This window comes from Pelomonas sp. Root1217 (assembly GCF_001425705.1).
GTDB lineage: Bacteria > Pseudomonadota > Gammaproteobacteria > Burkholderiales > Burkholderiaceae_C > Pelomonas.
Window position 1 is genome coordinate 1,048,437 of sequence record NZ_LMDC01000001.1, and the last position, 20,700, is coordinate 1,069,136.

Here is a 20,700-nt window from a genome sequence, read left to right on the forward strand (position 1 = left end):
TCGATGCATGTTGCGCACGGGGCCCGGATGAAAGCTGGCAGGGTGGGTGGACTTGGCCTTTCCGACGGTTTGGGCTGATTTCGGACATCTGGCATGGGTCGTTCCGACTCTCAGGTTGTCAGGCGGGCCTTCCCTGGCGCGGCGGCTGGCCGCCTGGACGGGCCGTCCGGCAAGCTTGAGAGCGCTATCTAGCTTTCTAAAAAGTTGCAATTCCCAAGCGACTTTCTGTCTCGCCGCTCACTAATACATTAGTACACACCCTCGTTGACTGCCGATTCCTGCGGACGTAAATTGAAAATGTGCGCGCTACCATTTGATGGGTGGAGGCGTCATAGAACCAATCAGGAGACAAGATGAGCAAGACCATTTCGCGGCCGAGCCGCCGTGCCCGCCTGGACCGCCAGCTGGCCGTGGGCACCACGCTGCTGGCCGGCCTGATCGCGCAGGCCTATGCGCAGACAGCGCCGGCAGCACCGAGCCAGCAGCTGGAAACGGTCGTCGTCACCGGCATCCGCAGCTCCTTGGCTGCCTCGGCGCTGTCGAAGCGCGACAACATCGGCCTGTCGGACTCGATCCATGCCGAAGACATCGGCAAGTTCCCCGACAACAACCTGGCCGAGTCGATCTCGCGCATTCCCGGCGTCCAGGTGAACCGCGACGTGACGGGCGAAGGCCTGAACATCCAAGTCCGTGGCTTGGGTTCCAACTTCACACGCATCCTGATGAACGGTAACCCCGTCGCATCGGCCTCCACGAGCTTCAGCAGTGCCGGTAGCGCCAACCGCGAAGTCGACCTGGACTTCATGCCGGGCGACCTTTTCTCGCGCATCACGGTGTCCAAGAGCCCGACTGCCGGGATGTTGGAAGGCGCTATCGCCGGCGTCGTGAACATGCGCAACGCCCGCCCGTTCGACAAGGCCGGCACGCGCGGCACCGTCAAGCTGCAACTGGCCAAGAACGACCCCGCGCCCAAGCCCAGCACGCGCGGCACGGCGATCTTCAGCACGACCTTCGGCGACACCTTCGGCGTGCTGGCCGGCGTGTCCTTCGCCCGCAACAAGATCACCACGCGCGGCTTCGAGGACGGTACCGACTGGGTCACGCCCCGTCTGACCAACCCTTTGCAGACCGGCACGGGTACCTCAACCACCAACGGTGCCTGGGGCATCCCGACGACTGTGCCCGCTGCGGCCGCCGGTACCTATGGTTCGACGACATTGGCAGCCGGCCAGGCCGTCGATATGGCGCTGCTGAAACAGCTGAACCCCAATGCCACCATCCAGCAACTGGACAACGGCTACATGCCGCGCCTGCCGCGCCCGGTGAACTTCACGGGTGAGCGCAACCGTGCCAATGGTCTGCTGAGCTTCGAGTTCCGCCCGACCGCAGATTTCGACGCCTACCTTGATTTGCTGACCGGCAGCAAGACCAGCAAGCAGGAGCGTGTCGACTTCGACATCAACGTCCGCAACAGCGCCGTCATCCCTTCGGCAATGAGCTATGACCGCAGCGACTGCTCGGTCTACTGCTTCGTGACAGGCGGCACCCTCCTCAACGGCACCGGCTTCCTTGAATACCGCCGCATGGACGAGAGGAGCAGTTTCACGTCCGTGAACCCGGGCTTCGAATGGCGCATCTCCGACAAGTGGACGCTGGACGCGCAGGCCAATCAGGCCAGCAGCAAATTCAGCCGCACCGCGCCCACGCTCCTGGTCCCGACCGACGCGGCCAAGCCGTTCACGGTGAAGATCGGCGCCAACGCCAATTTCCCGGTCTACACGCCCAACGGCTTCGACCCCAACAGCCCGGCCGGCTACACCTGGGATCACCACGGCAACGCGACGGGCGCCCAGATCAGCGTCAATCGTGAAGACCGTGAGATCAAGACGAGGGGTGCACGCTGGAATCTGGCCTGGGGTGACGAGAGCCTGACCGTCAAGGGCGGCATGGCCTATGACACCTACCACCGCCTGATCACGCCGTTCAACGACGATGGCCGTCTGCAGAATGTCGTCTGCGGCGGCAACCTCAACGTCCGCATGTACGCGCCCAACACCACCAACCCGAATGGCTGCGCGATCATTCCGATCACGGCCAACCCGGCGACGCAATACCCTGGCTACGGCAAGGGTTCGACGGCGGGCGGGCCCGCGCTGGCCTATCAGGGCTCGGCCGTGCCGGACATTTCCAAGTACCTGGTGCCCGGCCCCAACGGCTTTGTCACGATTGATTGGAACCGCTTCGCTGGGGCCACCGGCTACGACAACATCGCCGCCGGCATGGTCCAGCAAGCGGGCAGCAACGCCCTCAGCGGCGCGTCGCCGCAGGACTTCGGTGAAAACGTCTTCGGCAACTACATCGAGGTGACCGGCCAGACGCGCGTCTTCGACCGCCTGCTGCGCTATGACGCGGGCCTGCGCCGCACGCGCACCTCGCAGAGCGTCGGCGCGTACACGGGCAATGTGGCCGATCCGCGCAATGCAGGCCAGACCAATGGCGGCCTGTACCCGAACCTCGTCACGGAGACGATGGGCCAGACGTCCTACAGCAACACCCTGCCCAGCGGCACGCTGGCCTACAACCTGGCTGACGACATGATCGTCCGCGCGGCGGCTTCGAAGGCCATCACCCGTGCTGACCCCAAGGCGCTGCAGCCGCTGAGGGCGACGTCCAATGACGTGGCCCTGTCGAACGCCTCCGCCACCAACCCGGGGCTGAAGCCCTTCGAGTCCAAGAACCTGGACTTCGGATGGGAGTGGTACACGGACAAGAAGGGCAGCTATGTCGCGGCGGCCTATTTCGAAAAGAAGATCAAGAACTTCCCGCGCACTGTCGTGCGCCAGATGACGCTATCGCAGATCCGCCAGGAGTTCGGTGCCGACTCGCTGCAGTACGCGGCGGGCAGCGCGATCGACCTGGCGGTGATTGCGGCCGGCGGCCCCGACAAGTTCAACATTCCGCTGTCGCAGCCGCTCAACACCGAAGACATCATGAAGCTCAAGGGCTGGGAGTTGAGCTGGGCGCAGTCGCTGGACCGCTTCCTGCCGATCAACGGCTTCGGCTTCTACGCCAACTACACCCGCACCAAGCAGGATGCAGGCACCAGTGGCCAGGTGCCGATTGGCGCGGCGCCCTATACGGCCAACCTGACCGTGTACTTCGAAAACAGCCGCGGCTCCATCCGCCTGAGCAACAGTTACCAGGCCCGGACTCCGTTTGAGTCGAAGAACACGGATTCCATCCCGGCAGGCACCATGTTCAAGTACAACAAGGCCTACTACCAGGCGGACCTCTCGACCCGTCTGGAAATCGGCGACTGGGTGGGCTGGAAGCAGGGCGTGTCGCTCAACTTTGACGTTGCCAACCTGAACAAGGCCACGCAGAAGTCCTACATCCAGGAAGAGCTCGCCGTGCGTGGCTACTGGGATCCGGGCCGTACTTATCAGCTGACCGCTCAGATGAAGTTCTGACCAGAGGCTGGCCATGTTCGGCTCCGTCCACCTGCCCCGCGCCTCGCAGCGCACCAGCTTCCAGTTGGCCAACGCGCCGTACGCGATCTACGCGCCGGGTCGCACCTGCCAGGTGGGTCTGCGCGCCAGCTTCTGATTCATCGTCTGTGTCTCCGCCAGCGGTCCGGGTGTGGCCCGCTGGTGTTTCGATGAGGGTCCTCGCCGGCCGATGGCGAGCGCCCTCATCTTTTTATTTGGGGTTGGGTTCCTCAGGGAATCATTCGTCGGCCTGGAAATGGCGCAGGGCCACCAGGGCCAGGTGAACGACGTTGCGGGTCTCGGTGACGCTGGCGCCGGCCTTGGCACTCAGGCGCAGGCCGCGCATGATGGTCAACACGAAGTCGGCGGCTGCGGTCTCATCCAACGTGGGCGGCAGCTCGTCCTGCGTCTTGGCCTGGGCCAGCGCGGCAGCGACGTCGGTCTTGGACCGCTTGGCGCCTTCACGCAGGATGGCGGCGACCTCTTCGTCGTTGGTACCGATCTCGGCGGCCGTGTTGACCGACATGCAACCTCTTGTGCGCGCCACGCCACTCGAGGACGCGATGGATGTCAGCAGCGTTTCGATGCCAGCCAGAGGTGAGGGTGCGGACGCCAGCACCTTCTGCAGCGACTGGGCGCGTTCAGCCTGATAAAGGCGCAGGGCCTCCAGGAAGAGGCCGCGCTTGCTCTCGAAGGCGTTGTAGAGGCTTTGACGACCGATGCCCATGGCCTCAACGAGGTCGGGCATGCCCGTCGCCTCGAAGCCCTGGCACCAGAACACCTCCATCGCGCGGTGGAGGACTTCGTTCCTGTCGAATTCGGAAGGTCTTGCCATGAATGAATTGGACTTGTTTTTGAACGATCGGTCAATAATAATGAACGCCATCGATTTCGCAACCCGCAGTTCCAAGCCATGAACTTCGCGAGAAAGCTCTCCATCGCCGCCGGGCTCGCCGTGTTCATGACCGCTCACGCTTGCGCCGAACCGCGGCTGGACGGTGGCGGTGAATGGATCAACTCGCCGCCGCTGACCCTTGCCGGGCTGCGTGGCAAGGTCGTGCTGGTCGACTTCTGGACCTACTCCTGCATCAACTGCCAGCGCACCTTGCCCTACCTTCGTGCCTGGGCGCAGAAGTACGGCCCCCAGGGCCTGGTCGTCGTCGGCGTGCATGCACCGGAATTCGGCTTCGAGCGCGATGTGAAGCGTGTGCGCAAGGCGGCGAAAGAAGGCCAGCTCGACTACCCCATCGTGCTCGACAACGACTTCACGATCTGGCGCGCCTTTCGCAACCAGGCCTGGCCGGCGCTGTATTTCGTCGATGCTCAGGGTCGCGTGCGCCACCAGCAGTTCGGCGAGGGCGACTACGAGCGCGCCGAGCAGGTCATCCGTGAGCTGCTGCGCGAGGCCGGCAAGGCGCCGGGGGCAGACATGGCCCAGGTGGCGGCAACCGGCATCGGCCTGGCGCCCGACACCGCCCATGTGCGCTCACCCGAGACCTATCTCGGTCATGGGCACGGCGCGCCCCGCGGCATCCTGCACGACCGGCTCAAGCGCTACGCCGGCGGCAACCCCCGGCTCAATGAGTGGTCGCTGGCCGGTGACTGGACCGTGCGTGCCGAATATGCCGAGCTGTCGGGCGACAGTGGCAGCGTGGCGCTGCGCTTTCAAGCGCGCGACCTGCACCTCGTGCTCGGCCCCGCAGCCGACGGCAGGCCGCTGCCATTCCGCATCACCCTCGACGGCCAGCCACCCGGCGCCGACGCGGGCCTGGACGTGGGTGCCGACGGCCGCGGCTTGGCCAGTGGCGAGCGCCTGTATCAGCTGGTGCGCCAGCGCGGCCCGGTGCTTGAACGCACTTTCGAGATCCGCTTCGATGCACCCGGCGCTCGCGCCTATGCCTTCACCTTCGGTTGACTTCACTGAGGACTTCGGATGAACACCTTGCCCCTGCCCACGATGCCGCAGCCGCTGCCGCGCCCCGCGGTCTCCTTCGCCCGCATGCTGGTGCTGGCTCAGCGCCGCTTTCGCGATCAGCAGCAGAGACCCGCGGCGGCGGCCTAGCGTCGCGCCCGCGCCGTGGCCAGCGCGCTGTCCAGCGCCTCCAGCAGCCGCCGCGGTTCCAGCGGCTTGGTCAGGTAGCGGAAGAAGCCCGCGGCCAGGCCGGCCACCGCAGCATCGGGCATGGCGTTGGCAGTCAGCGCGATGATGGGGATATGGGCCGTGCGCGGGTCCATGTGCAGAATGGACTGGGCCTCGCGCCCGGTCATGCGGGGCATGTTGTTGTCCATCAGGATGACGTCGGGCACGTATTGCCGGGCCATCTCGACGCCGCGCTGGCCGTCATGCGCCGTCAGCAGCCGGACGTCGCCGCGGGCGGCCAGCAGTTCCTCGACGAGCTGGCGGCTGGCGGGGTTGTCTTCCACGTAGAGCACGGTGGCCGGCGCCTCGCCCTCGCGAGGTGCTGTCGTCAGGCTGGCCAGGTCGCCCCAGTCGGTCTCGGCATGCGCGATGGCGGGGAGTTCGCTGGCCCGCAGGTCGACCCAGAACACGCTGCCTTCACCGGGCACGCTGTGCACGCCGATCTGGCCGCCCATCAGCTCGACCAGGCGTTGGGTGACGACCAGGCCGATGCCCGTGCCCTGCTCGGGGCCGCCCTCCTGGCCGAGGCGGTTGAAGGGCTGGAACAGCGCCTGGACCTGTTCGGGCTTGAGCCCGGCGCCGGTGTCCTTCACCGAGATGCGCACGCGCTGGGCATCGAGCGGGTCGCAGTCCACGCGCACCGAACCGCCGGGGCGGTTGTACTTGATGGCGTTGCTGACGAGGTTGAGCACCACCTGCTTGAGCCGCATGCGGTCGGCCAGCGCGACGCTGCCGCTGCTGCTGGTGAACTGTGTCGCGATGCCACGCTGGCTGGCCATGGGGTCGATCATCTTGCGGCACTCGGCCAGCACATCGTCCAGCGGTACCGGCTCGACCGACAGCTCCACATGGCCGCTCTCGATGCGGGCGAGGTTGAGGATCTCGTTGATCAGCGTCAGCAGATGCTTGCCGGCGCCGACGATGTGGTCGACGAACTCCTGGCGCCGCTCGGGCTTGGCATCGGCGATGCTTGTGCCGAGCAGCTGGCCGAAGCCGATGATGGCATTCAGCGGCGTGCGCAGCTCGTGGCTCATGCTCGACAGGAACTCCGATTTCGCGCGGTTGGCCTTCTCGGCCACGGCGGTCGCGAGCCGCAGGTCCTCGTTGGAGGTCTCGAGCTGTGCCGTGCGTTCGCGCACCCGGGCTTCCAGTTGTTCGTTGAGCCGCATGACCTCCTGGGCGTGCCTCTCGATCTCGCCCAGCATGCCGTTGAAGGAATCGGCCAGCACGCCGACCTCGTCGTCGGTCATCTTGGCGGCCCGGCGCGAATAGTCCTGGCGCTGCATGACGTCGCGGGCCACCTCGCTGATGGCGAGGATGGGCCGCACGACGGCGCGCTGCAGTCGCATGGACAGCAGGAAGGCGATGCCCAGGGCAGCCAGCGCGACGATGGCGGCGATGCCGAGATAGGTGAGCACGCGGTCAACCAGCGCGTACTCGGCGCGCAGATAGACGCTGCCGATGGTGCGCCCGTCCTGGACGATGGGCAGGGCGACGGCGATGTCACGGTCGGCACGGTGCGCGCCCTGCTTCTCGGCTCGCGAGGGCAGGGGGGCATCAGTGCCCGCCGCCGTGTAGGAGGCGAAGCGCTCTCCGTGGGGGCCGTAGATGGCGGCCGCACGCACGCGCGGCTGCAGGCGCAGCAGGGCGAGGTTCTCGCTGGCCACCTTGACGTCGTCGAACTCCAGGGCCGGCGCCGTCGAATGGCCCAGCAGTTCGGCCTGGGCCCTCAGTTCGGCCACCCAGCCCTCGTGATAGGACTTCAGGTCATAGGCCACCATCGCCCCCAGCGCGACGAGCAGCGCCACCAGCGCCGTCAACATCGTGACGCCGAGCAGCCTGCGTTGGAGCGAGAGTCTGAACATCTAGGACCTGCCTTCAACCCGGCGTGCAACGCCAAGCAGGCGCACGCTGATCTTGAGGCCACTTTGCGTAGCAGGTGGCAACAGGATGTCAAAACGCACCTTGTCGTCGATGACCACAAAATTGATCATGCCCGTCGCGACGCCCGGTTCGAGCTCGGTGACGGTCAGCACCGGCCGGCCATGCAGCGCCGCGAGCAGGCCGGGCGCATGTGAGGCCATGCCCCGCGACATGAAGACGACTTGCACACCCTCAGGCACCTCGCCGCGCACAAGCCGGCGCACCTCGACCGGCCGCCCGGCCACCAAGGCCGCCGTGGCGGTGCGGCGGAACTCCTCGACGACCGCTTCACTGGCCAGCACGCCAACGCGAAACGGCTCGCCCGTCGCGCCCAGTGACTGCGGCGGCCAGTCGACGTAGTTGCCGAACTTGCAGACGAAGGCGGCCTTGACCTGGTACTCGACCAGGCCATCGTCCTCGCCTGCATGCGCCGCACTCGCCGCGCCCGCGGCAGCCAATGCCGCGAGCAGCAGCGTTCGGCGAGCGAGGCGGGCGGCTGTCATCAGAGAAAGCGCTTGCGCAACTGGAGCATGAGGTTGCGCCCGAACTCGGTGCGGGTCTGGACGGCGGTGAACTCCCCATGGCTGCCGAGCAGGTTCTGGGCCACCAGCGCGACGTCGATGTCGCGACCGACGCGCCCGCCCAGGCGCAGGTCCACGGCCGTGTAGGCCGGCACATCGGGCGCACGCAGGGCGCTGACATGGCGCAGCATGAGGTCCAGCTCGGTGTCGCGCGGCAGATTGAAAGCGGCGCGCAGCCGCCACATCTGACGCGGCATCGCGCCCTCGGCCGCGGCCACGGAGCCGGCAGTGTCGATGCTGCCCGGCTTGAGCTGCAGATGTGGCCTCAGCAGCGTGACGCCGCCATGCAGGCGCAGCCGGGGCGCGGCCTGCAGGCTGCCCCAGGCCTCCAGGCCGCTGACGCGGCCCTGCATGCCGTTGCCGAAATAGACCGAGGTGCCGCTGGGCGCCAGTTCCTGGGTGTGCAGATGGTCGTAGTCGCCATGGAAGGCGGTCGCGGACAGCGTCACCGCCGGCAGCGGCTGGCCGCGGTAGCCCAGTTCCAGCACATTGGCTGTCTCGGCGCGAAAGGCCGGGCCGCCGTTGAGGATGAAGGGCGGCTGGGCAGGAATGTAGATGTCGCGGTCCAGCCGCGATGGCGCGCGCACCGTGTGCGCGGCCGAAGCCCACCACAGCTGGCCGGGCGAGGGCTTCCAGGCCAGGCGCAGATTGGGCAGGAACTCGTTGCCCGTGTAGTCGTTGCGTTCGACACGGGCGCCCAGCGTCAGGCGCAGCGCCGGGTTCAGCGCCACCTCGTCCTGGGCATACAGGCTGGTCCAGGCCTGATTGAGGCGTTCCGGCAGGAAGGCGAATTGCGGCGCGCCGTGGCCGACGCGGCCCTGCGAGCGCCGGTGGTTGAGGCCCAACACGACGGTGTGTTCCGGCGCCGGGCGCAGCGCATACTGGACTTCGAAATCGGCCATCTCCAAGGTTTCATCGAAGGTGGGCGGCGTGACGCGCACGGTGCGGTCCAGGTAGCCCTGCACGCTGAGCTCGCCCCCGCCCACCGGCCGCTCCCACCGCGCCAGCAGGTTCGCGCCGGACAGCGAGATGGTGTCCAGCGCGAACTTCACCCCCGTGATGTTGATGCTGCCCGGCAGGGGCTGGCCGTGGTTGCCGCGGTAGACATTGCCTTGCAGCGTGACGCGGTCGTCGTTGCGCCCCCAGTCGGCGCGAAAGCCGCCCCTGAGCATGTGGCCCGCGTCCTCCACGCGCGCGCCGGCCGCCGTTTCGGTGTGGTCGTTGGCGGTGTGCTTGACGTACAGCCGCATGCTGCCGCCGTCGCCCAGGGCCCAGCCATGGCGCAGCACGGCGGCACGCTGTCGGCTGCCGGCGACCGCCGACGCCAGCGTGCCGCGGGTGGCCGCGGCGCTGCGCGTGATGATGTTGATGACGCCATTGACTGCGTTGACGCCCCACAGCGTGCTGCCCGGGCCGCTGCTGACCTCGATGCGGTCGATGTCCTCCAGGGCCACGTCCTGCACATCCCAGAACACGCCCGCGAACAACGGCGTGTAGACCGAGCGTCCATCGATGAGGACGAGCAGCTTGTTGGCCGAGTTGGCGTTGAAGCCCCGTGCGCTGATCGCATAGGCACCGCTGTAGACCTCGGCGACGTGCAGATTGGGTGCCAGGCGCAGCGCCTCGGGCAGACGGGTGACGCCGGCGCGGTGGACGTCGTCGGCCGTGATGACGTAGAGGGAGGCCGCCGCATCGCCCAGGCGCTGCTCGCGCTTGGCCGTGGACGTGATGGTGACGTTGCCCAGCTCTTCCAGGCTGAGGTCCACGAGCGGGGCCTGGGAGACCGCAGGCCCCGCCCACAGCGCGGCTGCTGCAATGCAATATGCCCGGCTTGGTGACAGTCCCATGCACCCTCCCAACGGTGACGTGGCCGCACGACGATAACGCAGCGACCTGACGGCGGCAACGCGGCATCGGCTCCGAGGTGGCGCCAGACGGCAACCCGTGAGGTACGGCTCATTTCAGGGGCGCTGTCTGGCCGGCGCCGCGAATTTGGCGACGTCGGGCAGCGTCAGCCGTGAACAGGCGGCACGGGCCTGGCCATCGCCGAGCGGGCGGCGGCGCGCAACGGCGCCAGCATCCGCCTGGACGCCGGGCCCGACGGTCGCGGCCCGCTCGTCAGCGTGGATTTTTCCTGGGCACGCTCTTCTGCAGCTGCCACAGCAACACGCAGACGATCAGCGTCGTGCCGATCAGCACGTTGCCGACCCACGGAAAGTGCTCCAGCTTGCCGTCGCTGCCAATGCTCACGATATGGCCGGACACCAGCGCCGCCAGACCGCCAGCCAGCTGCTGCAACGCGGCATTGATGGCCGTGAAGGCGCCGCGCTGCTCCGGCGCGGGAATGCCGGTGACGACGACCTGCCAGGGCACCATGCGCGAGAAGATGCCGGCGAAGAGGATGACGTTGACGACGACCAGCGTCGTCAGCGATGAAGGACCCAGCCGTGTGTAGATCGCCACCATCACGATGGTGATGGCACTGCCCGTGAAGAACACCGGCAACGGGCCGAAACGGTCGACGAGGCGGCCCACCAGCGGTGCGACGAACATCGTGCTGATGCCGGTGACGAGGTAGACCATGGGCAGGTGCTGCAGATCGATGCCGACGTTGTTCACCGAGAAGGCGCTGGCGAACGGCATGATCATGAAGCCGCCGGTCGTCAGCAGCGCCGTGATCAGGAAGGCATGCAGGTGGCGGCGCACGGCGACCGTGTGCCACAGGTGGCCAAAGGCGCTGCGGTCGTTCTGCAGTTTCAAGTGGGCATCCACCGGCTTCATGCGCCAGGCGATCAGCAGGCCGCCGACCGCCCCGAAAGCCACCAGTGCCATGAAGGGCGCGTGCCAGTCCCAGTGCGTGGCGAGGTAGAGGCCGAAAGGCAGGCCCAGCACCTGGCTGGCCGCGAAGCCGCCCTGCAGCAGGCCCATGACGCGGCCGCGCAGCGCCGGCTCGAACAGGTCGGCCGCGATGGCCATGACGATGGAGCCGATGACGCCGCCGAACAGGCCGGTAACGATGCGCGCCATCAGCAGCGATTCGAAGCTGGTGGCCAGGCCACACCACAGCGTGCCGAGCAGAAACCCGCCATAGAAGAACAGCAGCAGCTTCTTGCGGTCAAAGCGGTCGGCGAAGCCTGCCGTCAGCAGGCCGGAGATGCCGGCGCTGAAGGCATAGGCCGACACGACGAGGCCGAACTGCTGGGCCGTCATCGACATCGCCGGCATGATCATGGCGCCGAGCGGCGACATGATCATGAAGTCCAGGATGACGGCGAACTGCAGCAGTGTCAGCAGGCCGGTGGCAAAGCGCTGGTAGGGCGTGAAAGCAGGTGGCGGAGCAGTGGCTGGAGCGGCGGCTTCGGGCATGGGCGGCGGTGGTGGCAGGCGCGGGGCCTGATGGCGGGATCTTGGGCGCTGGCGTACCGCACGATAGCGGCGTTGGCGTTGTCAAGCAGTGTGCGCGAGGGCGGGCCCGGACCTGGCAGCAGACTTGAATTTAACGGTACGTCAAGCAAACCGCGCTCCCAGGCGGAACTGGCGCGGCTGGCCATGCGACGGCATGCCGCGAGCGCATGCGGCAAGGCGCGCGGCGTCATGCAGGCTTTGAGCGCGGAGGGAGCGACGCCTGCGGGGCTCAAGCAGGTCTGGCGCGCCGTCCTACACGGCGTCGCGCCGCAGGCTCACGCGGGTGCAGAGATGGCCGCGCGAGAGTGAAGCATCCCGATTCGCGGAGATGCAATCATGGACACGATGATGGACAGCCCGCCCCGGCTGGAAACAGCACCTTCGCAGGCGGCGGACGTGCTGATCTGCGTTGTCGGCACGGCCGATGTGATGCAAGCCTGCGAAGCCGACTTGGCGGTGCTGGTGGCAAACAGCAGCGTGCATCGCGTGGACTGGCGCCTGGACGACGAGTTCGGCGAGCCGCCCGTCGAGGCCGATTGGGCCGACGGCCTCATCGTGCTGAACTCCGACGCGTGGGCCGCACCCACGGGCTGCGCCAAGCTGCAAGCATTGCTGAAAATGGCCTGGCGCTGCGGCCGGACCGTGGCGCTGTGCGGCGATGCGCTGAATTCGCTGGGCACGCTGGGCTTTGCGGCCGATGTGCCTGCCGAGGCCGAAGGCCTCTTCCTCTGCCCCAACGGGCCTTGTAGCGAGACCTTGCGCGAGTTCCTCGACGCCATCCAGGAGCAGCCGCATCGCGGCCGGTGAACTGAGCCCCCTCGTCCGAGGAGTACCTTGGCCGGCCTTGCAGGCCGCGCTGCAGCTACGCAAAAAACAGCCCTGAACTATCAGGGCTGTTTTGCTTGAAGGGCGCTCCCTCGCTATCTGCGCATCAGTCCCACCACCAAGCTGATGATGGCCAGGATGATGAAACCGTAGAACAGCAGTTGGGCAATGCCTGCGGCGCTGGCGGCAATGCCACCAAAGCCGAACAGGGCCGCCACGAGGGCGACGACAAAGAAGATGATCGCGTAACGCAGCATGAAGTTTCTCCTTGGGGACTGTTGGCACCGCTAATCTAGGGCTGGCGCTGGCGCTGGGGTGCCGGCCCCCGCCGCGCTGCCGGGTAGGAAGCCGCCGACGCGGCGACAGCCGGCTTGGCGCTCGTATCGGCACGTGGCGCCGCAGCCGGCCCATCACAGCTTACGGGGGGCAAGTCCTCGCCGGGGTCGATGAAGGCCAGCAGCGCGGCCGGCGGCGCCAGTGCGCCCAGGGCGATGGCAGCGATGGCCTTTCCACCGAGGGCCTTGCCCTCGAGGGCGATGCGCGGGTCGCCCAGCGTGCCCTGCACGCGCACCGGTGAGCGCAGTGTCAGCAATGAAAAGTCCTTGGGCTTGGCGACCACCCGCAGATCCAGCGTCTCGTCGGCCAGGCTGATCCGGCCGTCGATGTCGATGCGGCTGTCGCGGTTGTCCACCACGGCCGAGCGCGGCCTCAGTACGCCCGCCTTGAAGTTGCCGTCCAGGCGCGCGCAGTTCAGCGCCAGGTTCTTGTCGCCACGCAGCAGGATGCCCAGGCCCTGGGCCAGGTCCAGCCCCGTGGCTTCGGTCAGCAGATGGGAGATGCTGCCCTTGTCGAGCTGCAGGCGTACAGGCCCGTTCAGGCTGCCCAGCAATGCGGCCGTGCTGCCGCCGTGGCCCTGCACGTCGATGTCGGCGCGCATGCGGCCGGTCACGGGGTGTTCGCTCAGGCTCTTGGCCTGGAACTTGAACCATTGCTCGATGGCCATGCCGCGCACATCGGCATGCACCTGCCACAGCGGCGGCGTGGGGCGGGTATCCAGTCGCACCTGCCCAGCCAGCTCGCCGCCGGCCACGCCGGCATTGAAGTTTTCCAGCGTCAGCACGCCGCTTTCCAGCACAACGCTGGTGTTCACCGGCGCCAGCGGCGCGAGCTTGGCGCTGCCGAGGTCGAGCTGGCTCAGCGCGACGGCGACGCGCGCGTCCATCGTGCTCAGCGACGGCAGGTCCAGCGGCCGGTCGGGTAGCACGCGGCCCGGGCGGCTCGGCGGCGCGTCCGCGCCGACGGCCGGGCCCAGGTCGGCCAGGCGCAGCGGGCCGCCGCGCAGCACGCCGCTGAGCATGGGGCGCTTGCCGCGAGTGTCGAAACTGAAATCACCGGCCAGGTTGCTGCGGCCGACGCGGGCTCGTGCACCGCCCAGTTGCCAGACGCCCGAGGCATGCTGCAGCCGCCCGCTGAGTTCCAGCGGCGGCGTGCTGGGCAGTGTGATGCCGAAGGGCCTGGCGATGTCGGCCAGCGAGTTGCCGCGCACCTGCAGCTGGCCGTCCAGCGCGCGGGCGTCCAGCAGTGATGCGGCCGTGCCAGCGAAGGCGATGCGGCCGTCACGCTGGGTCAGCTCGGCGCGCAGCTGCACCGGCGCCAGGCCGGCGTCGGCGGGCGCGAGCAGGGCCAGCCCGGCGCCGGCTTCGGCCTTCAGCGCGAGTTGCTGGCCGCGCAGCTTGCCCTTCAGATCGGCCGTCCAGTGGCCATCGGCCTGGGTCGCGAAGCGCGCGTCGCCAACCAGCAGCAGTGGCGCATCGTCCAGTTGCGCGCTGCCATGGCGGATGACGAGATGGTCGATCTGCGGCAGCTCGGCCGGTTCATCGCGGGCGCCCGAAGGTTGCACAGGCCAAGCCGTGCGGCCGGCGGCGTCGCGCTGCCAGTTCAGGGAAAGGGACTCGGCCTGAACCAGGCGCAGCCGCAATGGAGCGCCGCGCCGCCAGGCCCAGATGTCCCCCCATTGCCAGTTCAGCTGCACGTCCTTGGCGTCGGCCAGTGGCTCCCCGCGGCTGCCGCTGACGCGCAGGCGGGGGGCTTCGAGCCGGGGTTTCCACAGGAGATGGAGCCGGGCGCCGGCGTCCATGTCCAGGCCGCGCTCGGCCTGGGCGGCCAGCCGGGGCGCGAGTCCAGGCCAGCCGGCCACGTCCATGCCCACGATGGCAACAACGACCAGCACGACGGCGCCGGCGACGGTGACGGCGACTTTCATGGCGCCATGCTCGCGGCCGGATACCACAGGCAATGTGGGACGAGGTGCCCCGCACCTGTAGGACATCGGCTGGCGCAGGGCCTGTCGGTCCGGTCCGACAGGCGATCGGCGCGTGGGCTGGGATGCGGCGCACAGGCTGGCGTCCAAAGTATGACGACCGGCCTGATGGCCTTGCACCGGAAAGGACACCTCATGAAACAGCCGCACACCCTTGCCCGCCTGCCCGTGCTGGGCGCCCTCGCACTTGCTGCCGCTCTAGGCGCCTGCAGCCGCCAGCAGCCCGACGATGAACTAAGCGCCGGCCAGCGCGTGGACAGCACCGCGGCCAACGCCAAGCGCGAGGGTAGCGAAGTGCTGGCCGACGCCCGCATGTCGGCTCGCGACGCCGCAGATACGACAGCCCGTGTCTCTTCGGACATGAACATCACGGCCAAGGTCAATGCCGCGCTGGCCGTGGATGACCAGTTGAAGGCCACGCAGATCAACGTCGACACCCGTGACGGGCAGGTGACCCTGTCTGGCCAGGCGCCCGACCCGCAATCGCGCGAGCGCGCGACCACGCTGGTAGCGGCCATCGACGGAGTGAAGCAGGTCAACAACCAGCTGGTGGTCACCCGCAACGGCTGACCCTGCAGCTCGCCAAAGCAAAGGCGCCCCGCGAGGGCGCCTTTGCTTTGGCCGCGTCGGCATGCCGTCCGACAATTCGCCAGCGGCCGCAACGATAGTCTTGTCTAGACAACCACATTTGTTCACTCATGGCCGCTCCTGTTTCTGCGCTGAAACGCTTTCTGACCGTGGCCAAGCCCTATTGGGTGGGCGACCGGCGCGTCTGGGCCTGGACCTTTCTCGTTGGTCTCATCGTGCTGATGCTGGCGGAGACGCAGTTCGCGGTACTACTGAACAACCAGACCGGCGAGCTGACCTCGGCGTTGGCAGCACGCGATGAGGACCGCTTCTGGGCGGCGATGCGCGCCATGCTGTGGATCATGGCCTTCGCGGTGCCTATCTTCGCCATCTACTACTACGCCCGCGACGCCTATGCCAACGACTGGCGACGCTGGCTGACCAACCGCTTCCTGGACGGCTATCTGCGCGAGCGCCGCTACTTCCATATTGCCGGCGACGAGATCGACAACCCCGACCAGCGCATTGCCGACGACATCAACACCTTCACCGGCCGGTCGCTGCACTTCCTGCTGATCCTTCTGGGTTCGCTGATGCAATTGGTGGCTTTCAGCGCTGTGCTGTGGTCGCTGTCACATTCGCTGGTAGGCTTTCTCGTCATCTACGCGGTGGCCGGCACCCTGCTGTCTCTCGGCCTGTTCGGACGGCCGCTGATCCGGCTCAACTACTGGCAGCTCAAGCGCGAGGCGGACTTCCGCTTCCGGCTGATGCGCGTGCGTGAGAACGCTGAATCCATCGCCTTCTATGGCGGCGAGGACCAGGAGCGCCACCAACTGCAGCAGCGCCTGCGCGCCACGCTGCTGAATACGCGCAAGTTGATCCGTGCGCAGTTCGGGCTCAACCTGTTCCAGCGTGCCTTCAGCCAGCTGAGCCTGCTGGTGCCCAGTGTCGTGCTGGCCGCCGACGTGCTGGGCGGCCGGTTGGAGGTGGGCCAGGCCGTGCAGGCCGGCGGCGCCTTTGCGGCCGTGCTGGGGGCGGTGTCCCTCATCATCGACAACTTCGAAAGCCTCTCGCGCTTCGTTGCCGGCATCGACCGCCTGCACGTGATGACCGAGGTGCTGGATGCCGCATTGCCCGAGGCCGGCATCGATCGCCAGGAAGGCCGCGAGCTGAACATCAAGGACCTCACCGTGCAGGCGCCGGGCAGCGACCGCGTGCTGGTCGAAAAGCTCTCCCTGCGCGTGCCTGAAGGCGGCTCACTGTTGATCACCGGCGCCAGCGGCTGTGGCAAGAGCTCGCTGCTGCGTGCCATCGCCGGCCTGTGGACCCAGGGCAGCGGCCAGGTGCTGCACCCGCCGCGCGAGGATGTCTTCTTCCTGCCGCAGCGGCCCTATCTGCAGGTCGGCACGCTGCGCAGCCAGCTGATCTACCCCAGCACGCAAAGCAAGCTCGACGATGAAGCGCTGCTGAAGGTGCTGGACGAGGTGCAGCTGCGCCACCTCGCCGAAGGCGACAGCGGCCTGGATCGCAGCGAGGATTGGGAAAAGCTGCTCAGCGGCGGCGAGCAGCAGCGCCTGGCATTCGCGCGCCTGCTGGTGCATGCGCCGCGCCTGGCCATCCTGGACGAGGCCACCAGCGCGCTGGACGACGCCAACCAGAAGCGGCTGTACCAGCGGTTGGCCGAACGCGGCATCACGATGATCAGCATCGCCCACCGCGCCGCCGTGGCCGGCTTTCACCGCCATGTGCTGAAGCTGACCGGTGGGGGGCGCTGGACCCTGGCGAAGACGCCGCGCCGGCCGGCGGACAAGCCCGGCAAGTGAGGGTTCGCGCGCAAGGGTCGGGTAGGAAATCGTCGCTACGATCCGCGCACTTCCTGCTGCTGGCGTGCGCGCTTACCGATGGACCTGACGATTGCCGCGATCCTGGGCCTGGATGGCCTGACCAACGGCGCGATCTACGCGCTGGTCGCCCTTGCCCTGGTGCTGGTGTTCTCGGTCACGCGCGTCATCTTCATTCCACAGGGCGAATTCGTCGCTTTCGGCGCGCTGACGCTGGCCGCACTGCAGATGGGCAAAGTGCCCGGCACGGTGTGGCTGCTGCTGATGATGGCGGTGGCGGGTACGGTGCTGGATGTCGCGCAGGGCCTGCGTGAGGGCTGGCCTGCCGCACGGTTCAAGTCGCAGCTGATCCACATGCTCGCGCTGCCCGTGGCGTTGGCGCTGTATGTGCCGTGGCTTGTCCCGCGTCAGCCCGCGCTGTGGATCCAGGTGCTGCTGACGCTGGCCATCGTCACCGCCATGGGCCCGCTGCTGTATCGCCTGGCCTTCCGCGCGCTGTCAGGGGCCAGCGTGCTGACCCTGCTGATCGTCTCCGTCGGCGTGCACTTCGCGCTGACCGGTGTGGGCCTGGTCTTCTTTGGCGCCGAGGGCTATCGCACGCCGGCCTTCTGGGAGGCACGCTTTGACATCGGCCCGCTGACCCTGACGGGGCAGACGCTGATCATCTTCGGCGCCTCCATCGCGCTGATCGTCGCGCTGTTCGTCTTCTTCGAGCGCACGCTGACGGGCAAGGCCTTGCGCGCCACGTCGGTCAACCGCACCGGCGCGCGGCTGATGGGCATCTCGGGCGACGCCGCCGGCAGCCAGACCTTCACGATGGCCGCCTTCATCGGCGCGCTGTCGGGCCTGTTGATCTCGCCGTCGACGACCATCTATTACGACACCGGCTTCCTGATCGGCCTCAAAGGCTTCGTCGCTGCGGTGTTCGGTGGCCTGGCCAGCTTCCCGATGGCGCTGGCCGGTGCGATCGGCGTCGGCCTCATCGAAAGCTTCGGTTCCTTCTGGGCCAGCGCGTTCAAGGAAGTCATCGTGTTCACGGTGATCCTGCCGGTGCTGCTGTGGCGGTCCTTCGTGGACCCTCACCATGAGGAGCATTGACGCGATGAACCGCACCCATCTCGCGGTCGTCGCCGCCGTCGCCGTCCTGGTCCTGCCCTTTGTGCCGGTGCCGGACTTCTGGATCACCCAGCTCAACTACATCGGCCTGTTTTCGCTGGTCGTGCTGGGCCTGGTGCTGCTGACCGGCGTCGGCGGCCTCACCTCCTTCGGCCAGGCCGCGTTTGCCGGCGTGGGTGCCTATGCCACGGGTTATCTGACCACGGTGCTGGGCCTGTCGCCGTGGCTGGGCCTCATTGCCGGCCTGGCCATCACGCTGGTGCTGGCCCTGGTGATCGGCGCGCTGACGCTGCGCATGTCGGGCCACTACCTGCCGCTGGCCACCATCTGCTGGTGCCTCGCGCTGTACTACCTGGTTGGCAACCTGGAGGCACTGGGCAAGTACGACGGCTTGCTCGGCCTGCCGGCCATCACCCTCGGCGACTTCAGCTTCCAGAGCGAGCGCCGCATCTATCTGCTGATCTGGCTGGCGGCCCTGCTTGCCGCTTTAGGCGTCACGCGACTGCTGGATTCGCGGCCGGGCCGCATCATGCGGGCGCTGAACACCAACCGCGGCGGCGGCTCGACCATGCCTGAGGCCATGGGCGCATCGACCTTCCGCTACAAGCTGATCATGTTCGTCGTCGCGGCGCTGCTGGCCTCGGTGTCGGGCTGGCTGTACGCCCACATGCAGCGCAGCGTGAACCCCTCGCCCTTCGGCATCAAGTTCGGCATCGAATACCTCTTCATGGCCGTGCTGGGCGGCATTGGCACGGTCGGTGGCGCCTTCACCGGCGCGGCGCTCGTCAAGCTGGCCGAAGACCAGCTCAAGGTATGGCTGCCGCTGGTCTTCGGCGGTTCGGGTAACTACGAAATCATCGTCTTCGGCGTCGTGCTGGTGCTCGTGCTGCGCTTCGCGCCGGATGGCCTGTGGCCGCTGATCGCGCGCTGGCTGCCGGCCGGCCGCGCGAAGGCGGTGAACGAATCGGTGCCGGCCTTGAGTGCGCGCAGCCACCCGGAGCGCGGTGCGGCCCTGCTTGACGTACGCAAGATCCGCAAGCAGTTCGGCGGCCTGGTCGCCGTCAATGACATCAGCTTTGCCATCCGCGCCGGCGACATCGTCGGCCTGATCGGGCCGAACGGTGCCGGCAAGAGCACGACCTTCAACCTTGTCTCCGGCGTGCTGCCTTTGACTGCGGGCGAGGTCGAATTGCTGGGCCAGCGCGTCGATGGCCGCGAGAGCCGCGACATTGCCCGCGCGGGCTTGAGCCGCACCTTCCAGCACGTGAAGCTGGTGCCCGACATGACGGTGCTGGAGAACGTGGCCCTGGGCACCTATCTGCGCACCAGGAGCGGCACCGTCCGCGCGATGCTGGGCCTGAACGGAGCCGAGGAAGCCCAGGCACGCGCCGAGGCCATGCGCCAGCTGCGCCGCATCGGCCTGGTCGATCAAGCCCACGAGCTGGCCGGCAACCTGGCGCTGGGCCCGCAGCGCCTCGTCGAGATCGCCCGGGCACTCGCCAGCGATCCCTCGCTGCTGCTTCTGGACGAGCCCGCCGCCGGCCTGCGCCACAAGGAAAAGCAAGCGCTGGCCGAGGTGCTGCGGCAGCTGAAGGCCGAGGGCCTGTCGCTGCTGCTCGTCGAGCACGACATGGACTTCGTCATGAAGCTCACCGACCGCATCGTCGTCATGGAGTTCGGCCGCTGGCTGATGGAGGGCACGCCGGCCGAGGTGCAGGCCAGCCCGGCCGTGCGGGCGGCTTATCTGGGAGCAGACGAATGAGCGCGCTTCTAGAAGTGGTTGACCTGCACGCCGGCTACGGCCGCGCCGAAGTGCTGCATGGCCTGAGCTTCACGGCCGCCGAGAAGAGCGTTGTCACCGTCATCGGCCCCAACGGCGCGGGCAAGTCGACGCTGCTCGGCGCGCTGATGGGCCTGATCCCGTCGCGCAGCAGCGCGCTGCGCTTCGCCGGCGAGGACATCGCCAGGCTGACGCTGGAAGAGCGCGTGCTCGCCGGCCTGGCCTTGGTGCCCGAGAAGCGCGAGCTGTTCGGCACGATGACGGTCGAGGACAACCTGCTGCTCGGCGGCTGGCGGCCCAAGAAGCTGGGCGACAAGGGTTGGCGCGACGGCATGGAAAGCGTCTATGCACGCTTCCCGCGACTGAAGGAGCGCAGCAAGCAGGCGGCCGGCACCTTGTCCGGCGGAGAACGCCAGATGCTGGCCCTGGGCCGCGCGCTGATGGGCCAACCCAAGCTATTGATGCTGGACGAGCCCAGTCTGGGCCTGGCGCCGCTGATCGTGCGCGAGATCTTCAGCATCGTGGAGGACCTGCGCACGAGCGGCGTCAGCATCCTTCTCGTCGAGCAGAACGCCCGCGCCGCGCTGCGTGTGGCTGATCACGGGCATGTGCTGGAGACGGGGGAGTTCGGGTTGAGCGGACCGGCGGATCAGTTGGCGGCGGATCCGCGGGTGATCGAGACGTATCTCGGCACGGCGGGGCTTAAGGGCTAGT

17 protein-coding genes are annotated in these 20,700 nt (G+C 67.6%); 10 read left to right on the forward strand and 7 right to left on the reverse strand.

Features of this window, described 5'->3' with window-relative positions; all coding sequences use genetic code 11:
- Positions 1 to 353: 353 nt before the first annotated feature.
- Positions 354 to 3,470: a TonB-dependent receptor gene (locus ASC95_RS04830; protein WP_057296597.1), complete on the forward strand. Its 3,117-nt coding sequence runs from the start codon at positions 354 to 356 to the stop codon at positions 3,468 to 3,470.
- Positions 3,471 to 3,483: 13 nt separating this feature from the next.
- Positions 3,484 to 3,606, forward strand: coding sequence for a hypothetical protein (locus tag ASC95_RS32200; RefSeq protein ID WP_255355200.1), 123 nt, complete (start codon positions 3,484 to 3,486; stop codon positions 3,604 to 3,606).
- A 120-nt stretch (positions 3,607 to 3,726) separates the two neighbouring features.
- Here ASC95_RS32200 and ASC95_RS04835 read toward each other — a convergent pair whose 3' ends face one another.
- Positions 3,727 to 4,323, reverse strand: a complete 597-nt coding sequence (locus ASC95_RS04835) for a TetR/AcrR family transcriptional regulator (protein WP_162250717.1) — start codon at positions 4,321 to 4,323, stop codon at positions 3,727 to 3,729.
- 78 nt (positions 4,324 to 4,401) lie between these two features.
- Here ASC95_RS04835 and ASC95_RS04840 point away from each other — a divergent pair, with 78 nt between their 5' ends.
- Both ASC95_RS04840 and ASC95_RS32205 read left to right on the forward strand, forming a co-directional pair.
- Positions 4,402 to 5,403 carry a thioredoxin family protein gene (locus tag ASC95_RS04840; RefSeq protein ID WP_057296599.1) on the forward strand — a complete coding sequence of 334 codons (1,002 nt, stop codon included), beginning with the start codon at positions 4,402 to 4,404 and terminating at the stop codon, positions 5,401 to 5,403.
- Between the two features lie 18 nt (positions 5,404 to 5,421).
- On the forward strand, positions 5,422 to 5,550 hold the full coding sequence (locus tag ASC95_RS32205) for a hypothetical protein (RefSeq protein WP_255355201.1): 129 nt from the start codon (positions 5,422 to 5,424) through the stop codon (positions 5,548 to 5,550).
- Here ASC95_RS32205 and ASC95_RS04845 read toward each other — a convergent pair.
- The 4 genes from ASC95_RS04845 to ASC95_RS04860 form a co-directional block, all read right to left on the reverse strand.
- Positions 5,547 to 7,493: an ATP-binding protein gene (locus ASC95_RS04845; RefSeq protein WP_057296600.1), complete on the reverse strand. Its 1,947-nt coding sequence runs from the start codon at positions 7,491 to 7,493 to the stop codon at positions 5,547 to 5,549. The two genes, ASC95_RS32205 and ASC95_RS04845, sit on opposite strands and share 4 nt — an antisense overlap.
- A complete protein-coding gene (locus ASC95_RS04850; protein WP_057296601.1) occupies positions 7,494 to 8,054 on the reverse strand; it encodes a YfiR family protein in 561 nt (186 codons plus the stop codon).
- Complete coding sequence (locus ASC95_RS04855; protein ID WP_235537689.1) at positions 8,054 to 9,898, reverse strand: TonB-dependent siderophore receptor; 1,845 nt, start codon at positions 9,896 to 9,898, stop codon at positions 8,054 to 8,056. Before ASC95_RS04855 ends, ASC95_RS04850 begins: the two co-directional genes overlap by 1 nt.
- Before the next feature lie 352 nt (positions 9,899 to 10,250).
- Positions 10,251 to 11,498 (reverse strand): MFS transporter, encoded by a 1,248-nt coding sequence (locus ASC95_RS04860; protein WP_057296602.1) that lies wholly within the window; start codon positions 11,496 to 11,498, stop codon positions 10,251 to 10,253.
- A 375-nt stretch (positions 11,499 to 11,873) separates the two neighbouring features.
- Here ASC95_RS04860 and ASC95_RS04865 point away from each other — a divergent pair, with 375 nt between their 5' ends.
- Positions 11,874 to 12,344 carry a hypothetical protein gene (locus tag ASC95_RS04865; RefSeq protein WP_057296603.1) on the forward strand — a complete coding sequence of 157 codons (471 nt, stop codon included), beginning with the start codon at positions 11,874 to 11,876 and terminating at the stop codon, positions 12,342 to 12,344.
- A gap of 113 nt (positions 12,345 to 12,457) precedes the next feature.
- Here the strand turns inward: ASC95_RS04865 and ASC95_RS29730 are convergent, their stop codons facing one another.
- Together ASC95_RS29730 and ASC95_RS04870 are read right to left on the reverse strand one after the other, a co-directional pair.
- Positions 12,458 to 12,619, reverse strand: coding sequence for a DUF1328 domain-containing protein (locus ASC95_RS29730; RefSeq protein WP_082533043.1), 162 nt, complete (start codon positions 12,617 to 12,619; stop codon positions 12,458 to 12,460).
- 35 nt (positions 12,620 to 12,654) lie between these two features.
- Positions 12,655 to 14,625: an AsmA family protein gene (locus tag ASC95_RS04870; protein WP_057296604.1), complete on the reverse strand. Its 1,971-nt coding sequence runs from the start codon at positions 14,623 to 14,625 to the stop codon at positions 12,655 to 12,657.
- A 192-nt stretch (positions 14,626 to 14,817) separates the two neighbouring features.
- On the opposite strand from ASC95_RS04870, the gene ASC95_RS31095 reads away from it, so the two are divergent.
- From ASC95_RS31095 to ASC95_RS04895, 5 genes are all read left to right on the forward strand, one after another.
- Positions 14,818 to 15,252, forward strand: coding sequence for a BON domain-containing protein (locus ASC95_RS31095; RefSeq protein ID WP_057296605.1), 435 nt, complete (start codon positions 14,818 to 14,820; stop codon positions 15,250 to 15,252).
- Positions 15,253 to 15,380: 128 nt separating this feature from the next.
- Positions 15,381 to 17,072, forward strand: coding sequence for an ABC transporter ATP-binding protein/permease (locus tag ASC95_RS04880; RefSeq protein ID WP_057296606.1), 1,692 nt, complete (start codon positions 15,381 to 15,383; stop codon positions 17,070 to 17,072).
- A 78-nt stretch (positions 17,073 to 17,150) separates the two neighbouring features.
- Positions 17,151 to 18,188: a branched-chain amino acid ABC transporter permease gene (locus ASC95_RS04885; protein ID WP_057296607.1), complete on the forward strand. Its 1,038-nt coding sequence runs from the start codon at positions 17,151 to 17,153 to the stop codon at positions 18,186 to 18,188.
- Positions 18,175 to 19,968 carry an ATP-binding cassette domain-containing protein gene (locus ASC95_RS04890; protein WP_235537690.1) on the forward strand — a complete coding sequence of 598 codons (1,794 nt, stop codon included), beginning with the start codon at positions 18,175 to 18,177 and terminating at the stop codon, positions 19,966 to 19,968. The genes ASC95_RS04885 and ASC95_RS04890 overlap by 14 nt, the downstream gene beginning before the upstream one ends.
- Positions 19,965 to 20,699: an ABC transporter ATP-binding protein gene (locus ASC95_RS04895; RefSeq protein ID WP_057296609.1), complete on the forward strand. Its 735-nt coding sequence runs from the start codon at positions 19,965 to 19,967 to the stop codon at positions 20,697 to 20,699. The genes ASC95_RS04890 and ASC95_RS04895 overlap by 4 nt, the downstream gene beginning before the upstream one ends.
- Position 20,700 lies beyond the last annotated feature (1 nt).